This is a genomic window from Mesorhizobium sp. M2A.F.Ca.ET.043.05.1.1 (genome assembly GCF_003952445.1).
Lineage (GTDB): Bacteria > Pseudomonadota > Alphaproteobacteria > Rhizobiales > Rhizobiaceae > Mesorhizobium.
In genome coordinates this window covers 3,934,865-3,949,842 of record NZ_CP034446.1, presented here as the reverse complement: position 1 = coordinate 3,949,842, position 14,978 = coordinate 3,934,865, and the positions used below count along the sequence as shown (strand labels likewise).

At 62.3% G+C, this 14,978-nt stretch carries 15 protein-coding genes; 3 read left to right on the top strand and 12 right to left on the bottom strand.

Annotated features, from left to right (window positions below; all coding sequences use genetic code 11):
- Nucleotides 1-141 precede the first annotated feature (141 nt).
- From ccoP to EJ069_RS19275, 5 genes are all read right to left on the bottom strand, one after another.
- On the bottom strand, nucleotides 142-1,005 hold the full coding sequence (gene ccoP / locus EJ069_RS19295) for a cytochrome-c oxidase, cbb3-type subunit III (protein ID WP_126062663.1): 864 nt from the start codon (nucleotides 1,003-1,005) through the stop codon (nucleotides 142-144).
- 2 nt (nucleotides 1,006-1,007) lie between these two features.
- Nucleotides 1,008-1,157, bottom strand: coding sequence for a cbb3-type cytochrome c oxidase subunit 3 (locus EJ069_RS19290; protein ID WP_126062662.1), 150 nt, complete (start codon nucleotides 1,155-1,157; stop codon nucleotides 1,008-1,010).
- Between the two features lie 12 nt (nucleotides 1,158-1,169).
- Nucleotides 1,170-1,901: a cytochrome-c oxidase, cbb3-type subunit II gene (gene ccoO / locus EJ069_RS19285; protein WP_126062661.1), complete on the bottom strand. Its 732-nt coding sequence runs from the start codon at nucleotides 1,899-1,901 to the stop codon at nucleotides 1,170-1,172.
- Between the two features lie 10 nt (nucleotides 1,902-1,911).
- Nucleotides 1,912-3,522, bottom strand: coding sequence for a cytochrome-c oxidase, cbb3-type subunit I (gene ccoN, locus EJ069_RS19280; protein WP_126062660.1), 1,611 nt, complete (start codon nucleotides 3,520-3,522; stop codon nucleotides 1,912-1,914).
- A 237-nt stretch (nucleotides 3,523-3,759) separates the two neighbouring features.
- On the bottom strand, nucleotides 3,760-4,473 hold the full coding sequence (locus tag EJ069_RS19275) for a Crp/Fnr family transcriptional regulator (protein WP_126064800.1): 714 nt from the start codon (nucleotides 4,471-4,473) through the stop codon (nucleotides 3,760-3,762).
- A gap of 107 nt (nucleotides 4,474-4,580) precedes the next feature.
- Here EJ069_RS19275 and hemN point away from each other — a divergent pair, with 107 nt between their 5' ends.
- Nucleotides 4,581-5,960 carry an oxygen-independent coproporphyrinogen III oxidase gene (gene hemN / locus EJ069_RS19270; RefSeq protein ID WP_126062659.1) on the top strand — a complete coding sequence of 460 codons (1,380 nt, stop codon included), beginning with the start codon at nucleotides 4,581-4,583 and terminating at the stop codon, nucleotides 5,958-5,960.
- A 19-nt stretch (nucleotides 5,961-5,979) separates the two neighbouring features.
- On the opposite strand, the gene EJ069_RS19265 is transcribed toward hemN, so the two are convergent.
- The 6 genes from EJ069_RS19265 to EJ069_RS19240 all read right to left on the bottom strand — a co-directional run bounded on the left by EJ069_RS19265 (nucleotide 5,980) and on the right by EJ069_RS19240 (nucleotide 11,153).
- A complete protein-coding gene (locus tag EJ069_RS19265; RefSeq protein ID WP_126062658.1) occupies nucleotides 5,980-6,411 on the bottom strand; it encodes an ion channel in 432 nt (143 codons plus the stop codon).
- A gap of 187 nt (nucleotides 6,412-6,598) precedes the next feature.
- The gene (locus EJ069_RS19260) at nucleotides 6,599-7,054 is read right to left on the bottom strand and encodes a group III truncated hemoglobin (protein ID WP_126062657.1); all 456 of its coding nucleotides are present in this window, start codon (nucleotides 7,052-7,054) and stop codon (nucleotides 6,599-6,601) included.
- A 24-nt stretch (nucleotides 7,055-7,078) separates the two neighbouring features.
- A complete protein-coding gene (locus tag EJ069_RS19255) occupies nucleotides 7,079-7,942 on the bottom strand; it encodes an SUMF1/EgtB/PvdO family nonheme iron enzyme (RefSeq protein WP_126062656.1) in 864 nt (287 codons plus the stop codon).
- 65 nt (nucleotides 7,943-8,007) lie between these two features.
- The gene (gene nirK / locus EJ069_RS19250; RefSeq protein ID WP_126062655.1) at nucleotides 8,008-9,111 is read right to left on the bottom strand and encodes a copper-containing nitrite reductase; all 1,104 of its coding nucleotides are present in this window, start codon (nucleotides 9,109-9,111) and stop codon (nucleotides 8,008-8,010) included.
- Nucleotides 9,112-9,363: 252 nt separating this feature from the next.
- Complete coding sequence (locus EJ069_RS19245; RefSeq protein ID WP_126062654.1) at nucleotides 9,364-9,810, bottom strand: pseudoazurin; 447 nt, start codon at nucleotides 9,808-9,810, stop codon at nucleotides 9,364-9,366.
- A 146-nt stretch (nucleotides 9,811-9,956) separates the two neighbouring features.
- Entirely contained in the window at nucleotides 9,957-11,153 is a 1,197-nt protein-coding gene (locus tag EJ069_RS19240; protein WP_126064799.1) for an NnrS family protein, read from the bottom strand.
- A 205-nt stretch (nucleotides 11,154-11,358) separates the two neighbouring features.
- On the opposite strand from EJ069_RS19240, the gene EJ069_RS19235 reads away from it, so the two are divergent.
- Nucleotides 11,359-12,063 carry a Crp/Fnr family transcriptional regulator gene (locus EJ069_RS19235; protein WP_126062653.1) on the top strand — a complete coding sequence of 235 codons (705 nt, stop codon included), beginning with the start codon at nucleotides 11,359-11,361 and terminating at the stop codon, nucleotides 12,061-12,063.
- On the opposite strand, the gene EJ069_RS19230 is transcribed toward EJ069_RS19235, so the two are convergent.
- Nucleotides 12,060-12,275 carry a DUF1858 domain-containing protein gene (locus EJ069_RS19230; protein ID WP_126062652.1) on the bottom strand — a complete coding sequence of 72 codons (216 nt, stop codon included), beginning with the start codon at nucleotides 12,273-12,275 and terminating at the stop codon, nucleotides 12,060-12,062. The genes EJ069_RS19235 and EJ069_RS19230 overlap by 4 nt on opposite strands.
- Nucleotides 12,276-12,563: 288 nt before the next feature.
- Between EJ069_RS19230 and EJ069_RS19225 the strand changes: the two genes are divergently transcribed.
- Nucleotides 12,564-14,945 (top strand): phosphoketolase family protein, encoded by a 2,382-nt coding sequence (locus tag EJ069_RS19225; RefSeq protein ID WP_126062651.1) that lies wholly within the window; start codon nucleotides 12,564-12,566, stop codon nucleotides 14,943-14,945.
- Nucleotides 14,946-14,978 lie beyond the last annotated feature (33 nt).

Genomic DNA, 14,978 nt, shown 5'->3' with positions numbered 1-14,978 from the left:
GCCTTCTTTCCGGCAATCTCGCAATCGCGCGGGCGCGTCGCGTTGATGCAGGTCAAATTGAGCCATCAAAAAGCAAGTCGAGGCCCGGCATGACCGGGCCTCGTCGCTTGAACGGCCGAGGGCCGAGAATAGGCCCCGCTCCTATTCTCCGCCGCCAAGCGAATGGACATAGACAGCCAGTTCCTTGACCGTCGTCTCGCCGAGACGGCCGACCCAGGCAGGCATCACCCCGTTCTTCGGGGCTCGCACCTGGGCAGCAATCGCGGCCTCGCCGGAGCCGTGGAGCCAGATGGCATCCGTCAGATTAGGTGCTCCGAGGTCGCGGTTGCCCTTAGCGTTCTCGCCATGGCAGGCGGCGCAATTGTCCGCGAAAACCTTGGCGCCGGGCTCGATCAGGCTCTTGTCCTGCACCGGTCCGGAAAGGCTCGCCACATAGGCGCTGACCTGGGCGATCTGTTCCGGCTTGAGCACGTCCGCAAAAGGGGTCATCTCCGACTGACGGGTGTCGGGGTCCGTCGCGAAGCGGATGCCGTGCGTGATCGTCTGCTGGATCTCCTCCGCCTTGCCGCCCCAGAGCCAATCGTCGTCATTGAGGTTCGGAAACCCTGTCGATCCTTGCGCGCCCGAGCCGTGGCACTGCACGCAATTGACCTTGAATGCCGCGCCGCCGGCGGCGACGGCGAACTCGCGCAACGTGTCGTCAGCGGCGATTTCCGAAACGGTCTTGGACTGTATCGCCGTGACGTATTTGGCCTTGGCGGCGTCAGCCGCGGCCATCTCGTTCTTGACGTCATTGCGGCTGGAGAAGCCCAGGACACCCCTGGTGGCGGAACTCAGCATCGGCCAAGCGGGATAGGCAATCGTATAAGCGAGCGCCCAGGCCACGGTGATGTAGAAGGTGATTACCCACCAGCGCGGCAGAGGATTGTTGAGCTCCTTGATACCGTCCCATTCATGGCCGGTCGTCGTGATGCCCGAGATTTCGTCGATATGCTCGTTGCTCATGATCAATCGTCCTGGAGAGGAATTTTAGCGGCGTCGTCGGCACGCTTTCTGCCACCCGGACGCAGCGCGAAGACAATGCAGCCGACAAAGAACAAAGCCATGGCAAGCAGGCCCCAACTGTCGGCGAACTCCCGCATCAAGTTGTATTCCATCGGTTGCCCTCCTCAGCGGTAGCCGGCTGCTTCGTCGTAGTTCTTGAAATCGACCAGGGTGCCGAGCATCTGGAGATAGGCTACGAGAGCATCCATCTCGGTGACCTGCTGCGGGTTGCCGTCGAAGTCGCCGATCTTGGCCTTGGGGTAGCGTTTCTCCAGGCCGGTCGTGTCGGCATTGGGATCGGCCTGCGCCGTCAGGTCGGCGTTTGCGTTGGCGACCATGTCGTCGGAGTAGGGGACCCCGACGCGCCTGTTCGCAACCAGATGCGTCGAGAAATCCTTCACCTCGATCGGCGTGTCTTTCAAGAAAGCATATTTCGGCATGACCGATTCCGGCACCACGGAGCGCGGGTCGGCAAGATGCTGAACTTGCCAGCTGTTGGAGTAGCGATCGCCGACGCGAGCAAGATCCGGTCCGGTTCGCTTGGATCCCCACTGGAAGGGGTGATCGTACATCGACTCGGCCGCCAGGCTGTAATGGCCGTAGCGTTCCACCTCGTCGCGGAAGGGCCGGATCATCTGGCTGTGGCAGAGATAGCATCCCTCGCGCACATAGATGTTGCGTCCGGCAAGCTCCAGCGGCGTGTACGGCCGCATGCCCTCGACCTTCTCGATCGTGTTGTCGAGATAGAAGAGCGGCGCTATCTCGACGATGCCGCCAACGGTCACGACCAGCAGGGATCCGACGAGAAGAAGCGTCGCGTTCTTCTCGATCAGCGCGTGTTTGTCTATCAGGCCCATGTCTGGCTCCTTATTCGGCAGGCTGGAGGGCGGGGGCGGAACCCGGCAAAGGCTGCTCTTTGCGCTGGTAGCCGCGGATGGTCATGGTGATGTTCCAGGCCATGATCAGCATGCCGGCCAGGTACATGGCGCCGCCCGCGGCGCGCATGATGTAGTAGGGATGCATCGCGGCGACCGTCTCGGCGAAGGAATAGACGAGGAAACCCTGCTCGTCGTATTCGCGCCACATGAGCCCCTGCATGATGCCCGAGACCCACATCACCGCCGCGTAGACAACGATGCCGAGCGTCGCCAGCCAGAAGTGCCAGGTGACGAGGCGCATCGAATAGAGCCGCTCGCGGTTCCAGAGCTTGGGCACCATGTAGTAGATCGCGCCGAAGCTGATCAGGCCGACCCAGCCGAGCGCGCCCGAATGGACGTGGCCGATTGTCCAATCCGTATAGTGCGACAGCGAGTTGACCGTCTTGATCGACATCATCGGCCCTTCGAAGGTCGACATGCCGTAGAAGGCGATGGCCGCCACCATCATGCGTACGATCGGGTCGGTGCGGATCTTGTCCCATGCGCCGGAGAGGGTCATGAGGCCGTTGATCATGCCGCCCCAGGAGGGCATCCACAGCATGATCGAGAACACCATGCCGAGCGTCTGCGCCCAGTCGGGCAGGGCGGTGTAATGGAGGTGATGCGGCCCGGCCCAGATATAGAGGAAGATCAGCGCCCAGAAGTGGATGATCGACAGCCGGTAGGAATAGACCGGACGGTTCACCTGCTTGGGCACGAAGTAGTACATCATGCCGAGGAAGCCCGCCGTCAGGAAGAACCCGACTGCATTATGGCCGTACCACCACTGCGTCAGCGCGTCCTGAACACCCGAGAACGCCGAGTAGCTCTTCGAGCCGAGGAACGAGACCGGCATCGACAGGTTGTTGACGACATGCAGCATCGCAATGGTGACGATGAAGGACAGGTAGAACCAGTTGGCGACGTAGATATGAGGTTCTTTGCGCTTCAGAATGGTGCCGAGGAAAAGGATCAGATACGCGACCCAGACGATCGTCAGCCAGAGGTCGACATACCATTCCGGCTCGGCATATTCGCGGCCTTCGGTGATGCCCAGCAGATAGCCGGTCGCGGCCATGACGATGAACAGCTGGTAGCCCCAGAAGACGAACCAGGCGAGATTGCCGCCGAACAGCCTCGCGCGGGACGTGCGCTGCACGACATACATGGATGTGCACAGAAGGGCGTTGCCGCCAAAGGCGAAGATCACACCGGAGGTATGAAGCGGCCGCAGCCGCCCGAAATTGAACCAGGGCCCGATGTTAAGCTGAGGGTATGCAAGCTCCAGCGCGATGATCAAGCCGACCAGCATGCCGACGACGCCCCAGAACACCGTCGCAATGGCGCCGTAGCGGATCGGACCATCCATGTAGGCGGATGGGTCGATCGGCGCCGCGGGCTTGAAATCCGTAGTGCGCAGCAGGACCGCAGTGAATCCAGCCACGGCCAAGAACAAAACCCACATGTGCTGGCGAAAAGGTTCATCCACCCCGAAGCCGGCGGCTACGAGGGCGCCAAAGGCGAACAGGCTTAGAAGGACGATCTCCGTGCCAAATTTCATCGCAAGTCCCCGATCTCGTCTCGAAAGTTCCGGCGGAAATACCCGCCCGAGCCACCTTTTCGAGATTTCCCGGCCCCCCGGCCTTGATCCAGGTCAAACGCGCACTGCTTTTATTTGGAGGGCGTCGGAAACTGATCCCGCTTCAGGCAGGGACGCCAGCGAAACGACCTGCAAGGCCGAACCTTGGGACCTTGGTGATATCAAGCAAGCGAAGGCTCGCAGGAGGATCGTCGCCGCTCAGTCGCCGCAGCGTTCCTCGATCTGAGCCATGCTTGCGAGGCTGATCTGCCGCTTGTTGACGATCCGGATCGTGCCGTCGGACCGCAACCTGGACAGTTCCCGGCTGACCGTCTCGATGGTCAGCCCGAGAAAATCGGCGATATCGGTGCGTGTCAGCGGCAGGTCGAAGCTTATCGGGCTCGCCGGATGGTGCGCGGGATCGGTGTTTCTGGCGACCATGAGGAGGAAGCTTGCGACCTTCTCGGACGCGGTCTTGCGCCCCAGCGCCGCCATCCAGTCGCGTGCTTCGTCGAGCTCGTTCAGCGTATGCTTCAGCAGCAGACGTCCAAGCTCCGGCATCTCGTTTGCCATCCGGTCGATGATTGCCTTTGGAAACGAGCAGAGCGCCACATTCGTCAAGGCTTCGGCCCTGATCGGCTTCTTTGCCTCGAACGGCCTGCCCAGGAAATCGGGCGCGAAATGGAACCCGACAATCTGCTGACGACCATCCGAGAGATTTCTCGTGAGCTTGACCACGCCGGACAGAAGGTTGGAGTAGGTTCCGTCGTCGGGTAGTTCCGTGCCTGCCGGAACCTCATGCCTGGACGAGGCTTTGGCCAACTCGGCGAGTTGGCGGGCGTTGAAGGCGCCGCATAACCCATCCTGCCGCGCTTCGCAGGATTTGCAAATTGCGGGGACGTCGGCTTGTTGAACATCCTGTCTGGCGGTCATTGCGACGCCCGTGGTCAAGTAGGAGCGGCAATCTGCCCGGGTTTTGACCTGAGTCGCCTTGATCGAGATCAAGGTTTTGCCGGCGTCGTTCGGGCAGTTTGACCGTCATGACCCCGCCCGCCGCCTCCATCGATCCGCCGCGTCCAGCTCCGACCGTGAGCCCTGGCGACAACGTGCCGCGTTACACGAGCTATCCGACGGCGCCGCATTTTCATCCGGGCGTTGACGCGGTCACGGTTCGCGGGTGGATGGATGCGCTCGAAGGCGATGACGAGATATCGCTTTATCTGCACATCCCCTATTGCGACCGCTTATGCTGGTTCTGTGCCTGCCATACCAAGCAGACACGCCACTATGCGCCCGTGGCCACTTTCCTTCGCTCGCTCCACAAGGAGATCGAAACGGTTGGCGGCCTCGTCAGCGGCCGCGGCAGGGTCCGCGCCGTTCATTTCGGCGGCGGCTCCCCGACATTGCTGAAGCCCGACGACATCCTCATGCTCGGAAAGGCGTTGCGGGATCAATTCGACTTCCTCGACGATGCCAGCCTCAGCGTCGAGATCGACCCGAACGACATGGACGAGGGTCGGCTGGACGCGTTTGCCGCGATCGGGATGACAAGGGCGAGCCTGGGTGTCCAGGATTTCGATCCCAAGGTGCAGAAGGCGATCAATCGCGAGCAGAGTTTCGCGCTGACCAAGAGCATTGTCGATGCGGTGCGGGCGAGGGGCATCACATCCGTCAACCTGGACCTGCTCTACGGCCTGCCGCATCAGACCGGCAAGAGCGTCGCGGCGACCGTTGCCCAGGCGCTGACCTTGGCGCCGGACAGGCTTGCGCTCTTCGGCTACGCGCATGTGCCGTGGTTCAAGAAGCATCAGACGATGATCGATGAAGCCTGGCTGCCCGACTCCGTCGCGCGCCTGGCGCAGTCGCAGCTTGCCGCGCAGCTGATTGTCGATGCCGGCTACGAGGCATTGGGATTGGACCATTTCGCGAAGCCCGGGGACACGCTGGCGGTTGCCGCCCGCGCCGGCAAGATCCGCCGCAATTTCCAGGGCTACACCGAGGACCAGTGCGAAACCCTGATCGGTCTGGGCCCCTCGTCGATCAGCCGGTATCGCCAGGGCCATGCACAAAACATCGTCGCGACGGGCGAATATCAGAAAGCCGTGGATTCGGGAGAGCTGGCGATAGCGCGCGGCATAGAATTCAGCGTCGAAGATGAGGCGCGTGGCTGGGTCATCGAGCGCCTGATGTGCAACTTCGCCTTCTCGGCGGTGGAGCTTGTCGACCGCTTTGGAAATGTCGGTCAAAGGCTGCTTTGCGAAGCGAGCCGACTGGCCATCGGCGGGGCGGGCCAGCTTCTCCGGCTGGAAGGCGAGAACTTCGTCGTGCCGGCGGGAAGCCGTCCGCTTGTCCGCACGGTGGCGGCGAAATTCGACAAATACCTCAGCAATGGAACCGGCAGGCATTCGGTGGCGGTTTGAATAGGCTTCAGGCGGCGGCTCAGAAATGCTCGCCCACCCTGAACGGCCCGACACGGGTCCCGGCCGCGATCAGATAGGCTGTCGACCAGCCGATCAGCAGAAAGCCGTTGATGCCTTCCAGGGCCGCCAGCACGCGCCAGCCATGAGCCGGGACGACATCGCCATATCCGACCGTCGAAAAGGTGATGGTCGAAAAGTAGAGCGCCGTCTCGAAATCGCTGAAGATTCCGAGCAGCCGGTAGATCCCGGCCCACAGCCAGACTTCCGCCGTCATGATAGCGAAAAGCCCCATCACGACCGTGATCATGGCGATGACCCGGCTGCGCCGCCCGTGCATCCGGAACAGCGCAACGAGTCGGGACATCACATAAGTGATCGCGATAAGCCCGAAAGTGTGGATCAGGACCGTCAGGCTGATGACGATCGTGCCGACGAAAAGATTGAGGATCATCGCGGAAATCAGGGGCTCGAACAGCTACAGTCCATCACAGTCCATGCGCGGAATCAAACCGGATGTCAGCTCGGTGGATTGCTCCCTGCTTGCCGGTCACTTGGAGCAAGGAACGGCGAAACCGCTCATCCTCCTGTTTTAGAAAATGTGAACGAACGGCTATGGCGAGGGGTGCGAACCTGACCGCTCATACTTTTCCCGAAACGTCTCTGGCGGCAGGGCCGAGGTGGAAGAACATGGCGAGCTTGAGGCTCGTCGCTATCCTTTCCGCCCGCTCGACGAACACCGCCGCGATCTCGGGCGCGAACAGGCGGGATGCCGTCTCGCCGAAGAGAGCCAGCCAAATCCCGAAGTCTGCTTCGGTCACGTCCTTGAGCTTCAGATGGGCCGGCACAGGTCGGCCATGATAGTCGCCGCTCTTCAAGATGACGGAACACCAGAAGTCCGTCATCTTCTCCAGATGGGGCTCCCAGTCACCGGCGATTTCCCGGGCGAAGATAGGCCCGAGCCGCTCATCCTTTCTCACCCTGGAATAGAACTCGCGCACCAGCACCCCGATCGAGGGCCGGTCCACGCCGGGGCGGGCCAGGGGCTGTTCGGCGGCGGGGCGAACTCTGTCAAGCAGGGCCGGCTTCGAAGTCATCTAAGTTCCTTTGTTGTGGGGCAGTCAGGTGAGGCCCAATCGGCGAAGCGCGGCCTGCAGGAAGCCGCCGCGTTCATGGACCAGGCGAAACCCGAGATTGTCCGGCGGAGTTCCGACCGCGCAGCCGCCGCTTTTGCCGTCGCGGATGAAGTTCGACATGTAGGTTCGGTGGAAACCCTCCACAACGTGCACGCCGCAATTGGTGAGCGAACTGGCAACGCCATCGCTGGCCATCGTCACATGGGCGTAGCAGGTCGATGTCCATTCCCAGACGTTGCCGGCAATATCCGCAACGCCCTTTGAGTTGATTCCGAATGCCCCGAGAGGACGCGGTTCAGGATCCGCTTTACGGCCGAGCGCCGCCTCGTTGCGGTATTGGGTGAGCCATCGCCTCGCCGGATCCGCCGGGTCGCCGTCGCCCCCCTCGATATCGGGCCGAAACCGCTCGCTAGCTGCATAGGCCCACTCTACGTTGGTGGGCAGCCGCCAGGTTTCACCCGTTTTTGCCGACAGCCAATTCGCGTAAGCCTGGGCATCGAGGAAGCTGACGCCCGTCACCGGAACGTTGCCGACGAGACGCGAGTCGGCAGGTTTGCAGGCGCCGTCCGAAACGCAACGGTCATAGTCCGACGCCGTCACCTGGAACTTCATGATTTCCAGCGGCGTGTCGATGGTTTCCTTCGCCACGGGTGCGGGTACGGGATGATTGTCCCGGAGGAACTCACCAGGCCGCGGATTTTCGAGTGATCCGGGCGCCAGGGCGACCAGCTTCGCCACGGCAGCTGGAACCCGCGAGGGCGTCGCCCCGTCGATCGCATTGCTGACGCCGAGACCGATGAGGGCGGCGGCCGCGATCGTTCCCAATGTGAAGACAGGATCGAAGGACATGCTCAAGCTCCGCTAGCGGCTGCGACCCGCCGATATCGACGGCGGGTCGCAGGTCGATCAGCCTTCTATGAGGCAATCGCCTTGGGAGCCTCGACCTGCATCATCAGATCGTCGTCCCATTTTCCGTCCACAGTGAAGTGCGCGGTGGCGCCGAGTTCGACCGCCTCGATCAGATTGTGATTGACATAGGCGTAGACGCCCGGCTGCCGGAACGCGTAGAGCGCGGCGCCCGCCGATCCGCCCCGGATGAACCAAGTCTCGAGATCCTTGGCGGGGGGATTGCCGAACTTTCCGTGTTCCCAGACGAAGTCGCCATGGCCGCCGATCAGGTGCGGACGGGTGTCGCGATTGGCCTGCGAGTGGACGATGAGCACCGTCTCTCCGACCTTGGCCTTCATGGCGTTTTCGCCGGTCAGCGATCCAGCCTTGCCGTTGAACACGACATGCGTCGGGACAAGGCCGCGCATCACCTTCACCGTGTCGTCGTAGTTGTCGCCGGCCGAGTCGTACTTCTTGAACTTTCCCTGCTCGTCGCGCGGGATGTAGAAGTCGTTCTCGCCAATATAGTAAATTCGGTCGTAGCGTACGGGCTTGCCCTTTTCGTCCCTCAGGCCATCGCGCGGCAGGACCATCACCGCCCCGCTCATCCCCGACACCACGTGCCAGGGGATCATCGCCCCGCCAGGCGCGCAATGATAGACGAATGTGCCGGACCGGGTCGCCTTGAAGCGCAGCGTCACCTGCTCGCCGGGGTTGATCAGCGTCAGCGCACCGCCGCCGAGCCCGCCGGTCGCCGCATGGAAGTCGATATTGTGGGCGAGCGTGTTGGTGTCGGGGTTGATCAAGGTCAGCTCGAGGTAGTCGCCCTCATGCACGACCATGAGCGGGCCCGGAATGGAACCGTTGTAGGTCATGGCGTTGAGCTGAGTGCCGTCGGCGTCGATGACCATCGGCTTCTCTTCGATCTTCATGGTGAACTCGACGATCTTGGGGCCGCCCTTGGCCACCTGGTCGTGAGCGTGCACGAAAGGCGGCGCGACAAGCGTGACCTTTTCGCGCGGCAGCTCGGCCACATCCGTCACGGCCGCCATCGCCGGCGTCGAGCCGACAGCGGCAACAGCGGCGGCGGTAAGAACAGAACCCAGCAAAGCTTCGCGTCTCGTAAGCATCATAACCTCTCCTCATTTCAATCATTTCGATATCGTCAGAATAACGACTTCGAAAATCTCGTCTTTGCGATTGCGCAAACCTGTGACAGGTGCAGTTGCTCTTTGTTGAGGAGTTTGCCTCTACAGGAGGCCAGATAGGCTCACCGCGCACACGCGGCCGACAAAAAGATGGCCGGGCAGGACCTCTCCCAAGGTCCGCCCGGCCCGTGCTTCCGGCCCGGCACTGCCGGAGGCAGCCCCCATGCTGTCGGATCAGTTCGAAGCGGCTTTGGTCGCCTCGGCGAACAGCTCGGCAAAGACGGGCTTTGCCTTGCCGATCTGCTTGACGGCTTCCGCCGCCTCGAGGTTGACCGGCTTGCCGACGACGATCAGCGCCACCATGCCCATGCCGTAGTGGGGAGCGCATTTCACGCCATAGACACCTTCCTTGGTGAGGGTGACCGTGATCTCCTCGCTCGCCTTGCCCTTGAAGGGCTCGGCGCCGTCCGGAAGCATTCCATTGATGACCTCGGCATTGTGGGTCTTGTCGGTCGGCACAAACTTGATCGTGTCGCCGGGCGCCGCCCGGACGAAGTTGGGCTGGAAGACCATCGCGCCCTTTTCACCCTTGTTCAGCATCTGGACGACATGTTCTTCGGCATTCGCGGCGCCGGCCATCGAGAGCAACGCGACCGCCGCGGCAATGAGGGGCAGTTTCATCGGAGAGTTCCTTTCTTGTTTCACCACGGCATCTACCGTCGCGCGCTTTTAGATCGTCGGAGGACGTGGCGATTTGCGCTAGCTCAAATGCCGCGACGAAAGTGATGGCGCGGAACCGGCATGATGGTCAGTGTCGGCCCATGCGTTCATTCAGCGTTGTTACGCGCTTGCCGGCGTGGCCGCGTGAGCATTCCGCCAAAGAACACGGCGTAGCCGACGAAAGCGGTAACCCATAGCGCCGCCGAGACATGCAGGAGAATCGCAGCGCCGGGAGCCATGGCCGCAGCAACGCGCAGGATGGTTGCGATGACGATCGCAACGAAGATCGCACGCGTTCCGGCGCCTGCCGCCAGTTCGCGGCCTGTGTGGCCGAGGGAGGCGCGGGTCATCACGGCAAGCGTCATGCAGGCCACCGCCCCAACGGCAAATGCGTGAATGCCTGCCGCCGCTGGAACGGCACCCGGTGCGAGGACGGTCAGTCCGGCAAGCAGCAGGCCTAGCGGCACAAAGACGAAGGCAATATGCAGGATCAGCACCAACGGATCGCCCAGTGTCCGATCGCCCGCCCAGCGGGCAAGCCGAACACTATTGAAGACCGCTCCCGCGATCAGAAGCGCGCCGGTTGCAAGACTGGCGGGAAAGAAGGTCCAGGCCGCGAGGCCGACGGCGGACAGCGCGATCGTTCCGATGTCGAACTTGCCAAATGATGCCGGGATGCGGCCGGGGTTCTCGCGCACCAGCCAATTGCGGGTGAAGCTGGGGACTATTCGCCCGCCTATGATCATGATGAGGACGACGACCGCTCCAAGACCCAGGCGCCGGCTCATGTCGGAGATGCCTTGGTAATGCGCTTCAACATGAAATATGACGTTTGCCGCAAATAGGGTCGCGACTGGCAGCAGCACCTTGAGATTCCGCCAGTTCCGTCCGGCGATGATCTCCGTTGCGGCGGCCGCAACCACCGCCAGAAGAAAAGAGCAGTCTATGACGGCGCTCAACAGCCACCCGGTTTCCGCGGAAAGGAACACGGCCGCCCGACCGGCAACCCAGAGCAGCACCAGCGAAAGGAGGCGAAAGTCCTGAACGGGAAGTCGGCCGGTCCAGTTCGGAATTGCGGTCAGCAGGAAGCCGGTCACGACCGCCGGCAGGTAGCCGAAAAGCAATTCATGGATATGCCAGTCCACGGGCAGGAACGTGCTGAAGGTTTCCAGCCTGCCGTAATAAAGGGGCAGCCATAGCAGCATCGCAATGGCGGCCTGTAGCGAGCCCAGAAGGAAGAATGGCCGGAACCCGTAGGAGAGAATTGCCGGATAGGCGCTTGGCCGCGTCCGTGGAATTGCCATGACATGCCCCTTTGAAAACCAGGCAAGACGCCTGCTGGCCGCTTTTATCCGGGCTCCGAGGCCCGGAATTTGCCTCAGCGCAAACAAGGGAGTGATCGCCTTGCCACGCCGACGGGGAGGCTTCACTTGTCGACGGGCGGTCGTCCGTGACACAGTCAGGCAGAGCCTGAACGCATTGCGCCGTTGAAGTTGGGGAGGAAGGCGGTTGGCAAGCCTTGATCGATCGCTGATTGCCGGACTGCCTGTCTTCGAGGGGATCGCCTCCGCGGACCTGGATCGCATAACCGGACAGGCAAGGTCCATTCGCATCGCCAAGGATCAGCCGGTTTTCGAGCAGGAGCAGGAGGCCCATTCGTTCTTCCTGCTGCTCGATGGCCATGTGCGCGTGGTGAAATCGACTCCGGATGGTCATGAGGTGACCGTGCGCTACATAAGCCCGGGCGAATTGATGGGGATCGCCAGCGCGCTGGGCCGGACGACCTATCCGGCGAATGCCCTTGCGGCGGTCGATTGCGTGGCGCTCGCCTGGCCGAGCCAGCTCTGGGCTACATTCGCGGCGAGCTACCCGAGCTTCAGCGCCAATGCCTACAAGGCGGTGGGAATAAGGCTGCAGGACGCTCATGCTCGCGTCATCGAGATGTCCACCGAGCAGGTGGAGCAGCGCGTTGCGCATGCCTTGCTGAAGCTGATCAAGCAGTCAGGGAAAAAGACCGAGGAAGGCATCATGATCGACTTCCCCATTTCACGCCAGGACGTTGCCGAGATGACGGGCACCACGCTTCACACGGTCAGCCGCCTGCTTTCCGCCTGGGAAGACCAGGGGCTGGTCAAGAGCGGACGACAAAGGGTGGTCGTGGTCGAACCCCACCGCCTCCTCGTCATCGCTGAAGGCCGCTCGGCAAAGGGCTAGCCCGCTCCACCGGCGTCGATGGCCGCCTCCAGGTCCCAGCGAAGCTGATCCTCGTCCAGGTCATGCTCGCGTGCGGCGTCCGAAACAGTGTGGAAGGAAGCGATCGGGCAGCCGACGCACAACATTCCGTGCTGGAGGACGACACGAACTGCCGCCGGCGCCTCGCGCATGATCCCGTCCATCGTCGCATCGTCATTCAATTTGCGTTTCATCTTTGCCTGTCCGCATTTGCGAACAACTATCCTGACTGGCCTCTTCAATGCGTTCGTTGCTCTGAAGCAAAGAAGCCGCCGCCTTGTCTCGCGTGATGCAGTTTTGCGATGCTGTTTGGAGCCGCGGCCGGCCTGCCTCGGCATTTTGCGATGGATCAAAGCCCGCCGGCTCCCTGCCGGATAGATCGAAGGCGCGCCCGGTCCTGACATGGACCGGTCATGAACCGGTGGCAGCGTTGATGCGTTGTGCTTCATCCGCATCGGTTCAACCCAGCGAAGGAGTCGGAAATGACCGAGCATCCCAGCGCCAATCGTTTGTCCGCGCAGGAACTGCAAGACATCGATGCCTACTGGCGTGCCGCCAACTACCTGACCATCGGGCAGATCTATCTGCTCGACAATCCGCTGCTTCGCGAACCCCTTCGGCTGGATCATGTCAAGCCAAGGCTGCTCGGCCACTGGGGGACCTCGCCTGGTCTCAGCTTCATCTATGCGCATCTCAATCGCGCCATCAGGCAACGCGATGCCAATGTCATCTATATCTGCGGTCCCGGCCATGGCGGGCCGGCGATGGTGGCCAACACCTATCTCGAGGGCACATACAGCGAGACCAATCCGGACATTGCGCTGGGCGAGGCCGGAATGAAGAAGCTCTTCCGCCAGTTCTCGTTTCCTGGCGGCATCCCGAGCCATGCGGCGCCTGATGTGCCCGGCTCGATCCATGAAGGCGGCGAGCTTGGCTACGCGCTCTCGCACGCTTATGGAGCGGCCTTCGACAACCCGGACCTTGTCGTCGCCTGCGTCGTCGGCGACGGCGAGGCGGAAACCGGGCCGCTCGCCACCTCCTGGCATTCCAACAAGTTCCTCAACCCGGCGCTTGACGGCGCGGTGCTGCCGATCCTCCACCTCAACGGCTACAAGATCGCCAATCCCACCATTCTGGCCCGTATCCCCGAGGAAGAGCTGCGTGCGCTGTTCGTCGGCTACGGTTACGAGCCGCTGTTCGTCGAAGGTGACGATCCGGCGTTGATGCATGAGCGGATGGCGGTCGTGCTCGACGATGCGCTCGACCGCATCAAGGCGATCCAGGATGCGGCCCGCAGCGGCGCGAAGACCGCGCAGCCGCGGCCGAAATGGCCGATGATCGTGCTGCGAAGCCCGAAGGGCTGGACCGGTCCGAAGGAGGTCGACGGGCTGAAGACCGAGGGGTTCTGGCGAGCACACCAGGTCCCGCTTTCCGGCCTGGCCGAAAACCCCGAGCATCTGAGGATGCTTGAGGAGTGGATGAGAAGCTACCGGCCCGAAGAGCTTTTCGATGCCGCCGGCGCACCCCTGGCCGCGATCCGCGCCACCGCGCCGCAAGGTGACAGGCGCATGAGCGCGAATCCGCATGCCAATGGCGGCCTGCTGCGCCGGTCTCTCGAACTGCCGGGCCTGGATGAGCATGCCGTCCCGGTCGAGCGGCCCGGCGGCGTCAAGGCGGAGTCGACCCGTGTCATGGGCAGCTTCCTGCGCGACGTCATGAGGTTGAACCGGGCTGCCAGGAACTTCCGCATCGTCGGCCCCGACGAGACGGCCTCGAACCGGTGGCAGGATGTCTTCGAGGTGACGGAGCGCGCCTGGATGGAAGAGATCCTTCCCGAGGATGTCCATCTGGCGCGGGAAGGCAGGGTTCTGGAAATTCTATCCGAGCATACGTGCCAGGGTTGGCTGGAAGGTTACCTGCTCACCGGGCGCCACGGCTTCTTCTCCTGCTACGAGGCCTTCACTCACATCGTCGATTCCATGTTCAACCAGCATGCGAAATGGCTGGATGCCTGCCGCAAGCTCGCCTGGCGGCGGCCGATCGCTTCGCTGAACTATCTGTTGTCCAGCCATGTCTGGCAGCAGGAGCACAATGGCTTCAGCCATCAGGATCCAGGCTTCATCGACGTGGCGCTGAACAAGAAGGCGGACGTCGTGCGCGTCTACTTGCCGGCGGACGCCAACAGCCTGCTTTGCGTGACCGACCATGTGCTTAAGACATGGAACCGCATCAACGTCATCGTCGCCGGCAAGGCCAATTCCTGGCAGTGGCTGTCGATCGACGAGGCGAAAGTCCACTGCGGCGCCGGCATCGGCATATGGGAGTGGGCGTCGACCGACGGCGGGGCCGAGCCGGATGTGGTGATGGCCTGCGCCGGCGACGTGCCGACGCTCGAGACGCTGGCCGCCGTTCAAATCCTGAGGCGCCACATTCCCGACCTCAAGGTCCGTGTGGTGAACATTGTCGATCTGATGACGCTGCAGCCGAAGGAACATCACCCGCATGGGCTGTCGGACCACGAGTTCGACGCGTTGTTCACCAGGGACAAGCCTGTCATCTTCGCCTATCACGGCTATCCGTGGACGATCCACCGCCTGACCTACCGGCGGACCAATCACGACAACATCCATGTGCGCGGCTACAATGAGGAAGGGACGACGACGACGCCGTTCGACATGACCGTGCTGAACGGGCTCGACCGCTATCATCTCGTGCTCGGCGTGCTCGACCGCATTCCCGAGCCGGCCGGCGCGCACATCCAGCTGAGGCAGGCCATGGAAGGCAAGCTGATCGAGCACGCAGCCTATATCCGCAAGCACGGGCAGGACATGCCTGAGATACTCGGCTGGAAGTGGGAGCGGTAATCGATGACGAGGCGCCGGGCTGAGAGGATCGGG

Excerpts from the sequence above, each read along its gene's own strand:
- ccoP (WP_126062663.1), bottom strand. The coding sequence starts at position 1,005 with ATGAGCAACGAGCATATCGACGAAATCTCGGGCATCACGACGACCGGC.
- EJ069_RS19290 (WP_126062662.1), bottom strand. The coding sequence starts at position 1,157 with ATGGAATACAACTTGATGCGGGAGTTCGCCGACAGTTGGGGCCTGCTT.
- ccoO (WP_126062661.1), bottom strand. The coding sequence starts at position 1,901 with ATGGGCCTGATAGACAAACACGCGCTGATCGAGAAGAACGCGACGCTT.
- ccoN (WP_126062660.1), bottom strand. The coding sequence starts at position 3,522 with ATGAAATTTGGCACGGAGATCGTCCTTCTAAGCCTGTTCGCCTTTGGC.
- EJ069_RS19275 (WP_126064800.1), bottom strand. The coding sequence starts at position 4,473 with ATGACCGCCAGACAGGATGTTCAACAAGCCGACGTCCCCGCAATTTGC.
- hemN (WP_126062659.1), top strand. The coding sequence starts at position 4,581 with ATGACCCCGCCCGCCGCCTCCATCGATCCGCCGCGTCCAGCTCCGACC.
- EJ069_RS19265 (WP_126062658.1), bottom strand. The coding sequence starts at position 6,411 with ATGATCCTCAATCTTTTCGTCGGCACGATCGTCATCAGCCTGACGGTC.
- EJ069_RS19260 (WP_126062657.1), bottom strand. The coding sequence starts at position 7,054 with ATGACTTCGAAGCCGGCCCTGCTTGACAGAGTTCGCCCCGCCGCCGAA.
- EJ069_RS19255 (WP_126062656.1), bottom strand. The coding sequence starts at position 7,942 with ATGTCCTTCGATCCTGTCTTCACATTGGGAACGATCGCGGCCGCCGCC.
- nirK (WP_126062655.1), bottom strand. The coding sequence starts at position 9,111 with ATGCTTACGAGACGCGAAGCTTTGCTGGGTTCTGTTCTTACCGCCGCC.
- EJ069_RS19245 (WP_126062654.1), bottom strand. The coding sequence starts at position 9,810 with ATGAAACTGCCCCTCATTGCCGCGGCGGTCGCGTTGCTCTCGATGGCC.
- EJ069_RS19240 (WP_126064799.1), bottom strand. The coding sequence starts at position 11,153 with ATGGCAATTCCACGGACGCGGCCAAGCGCCTATCCGGCAATTCTCTCC.
- EJ069_RS19230 (WP_126062652.1), bottom strand. The coding sequence starts at position 12,275 with ATGAAACGCAAATTGAATGACGATGCGACGATGGACGGGATCATGCGC.
- EJ069_RS19225 (WP_126062651.1), top strand. The coding sequence starts at position 12,564 with ATGACCGAGCATCCCAGCGCCAATCGTTTGTCCGCGCAGGAACTGCAA.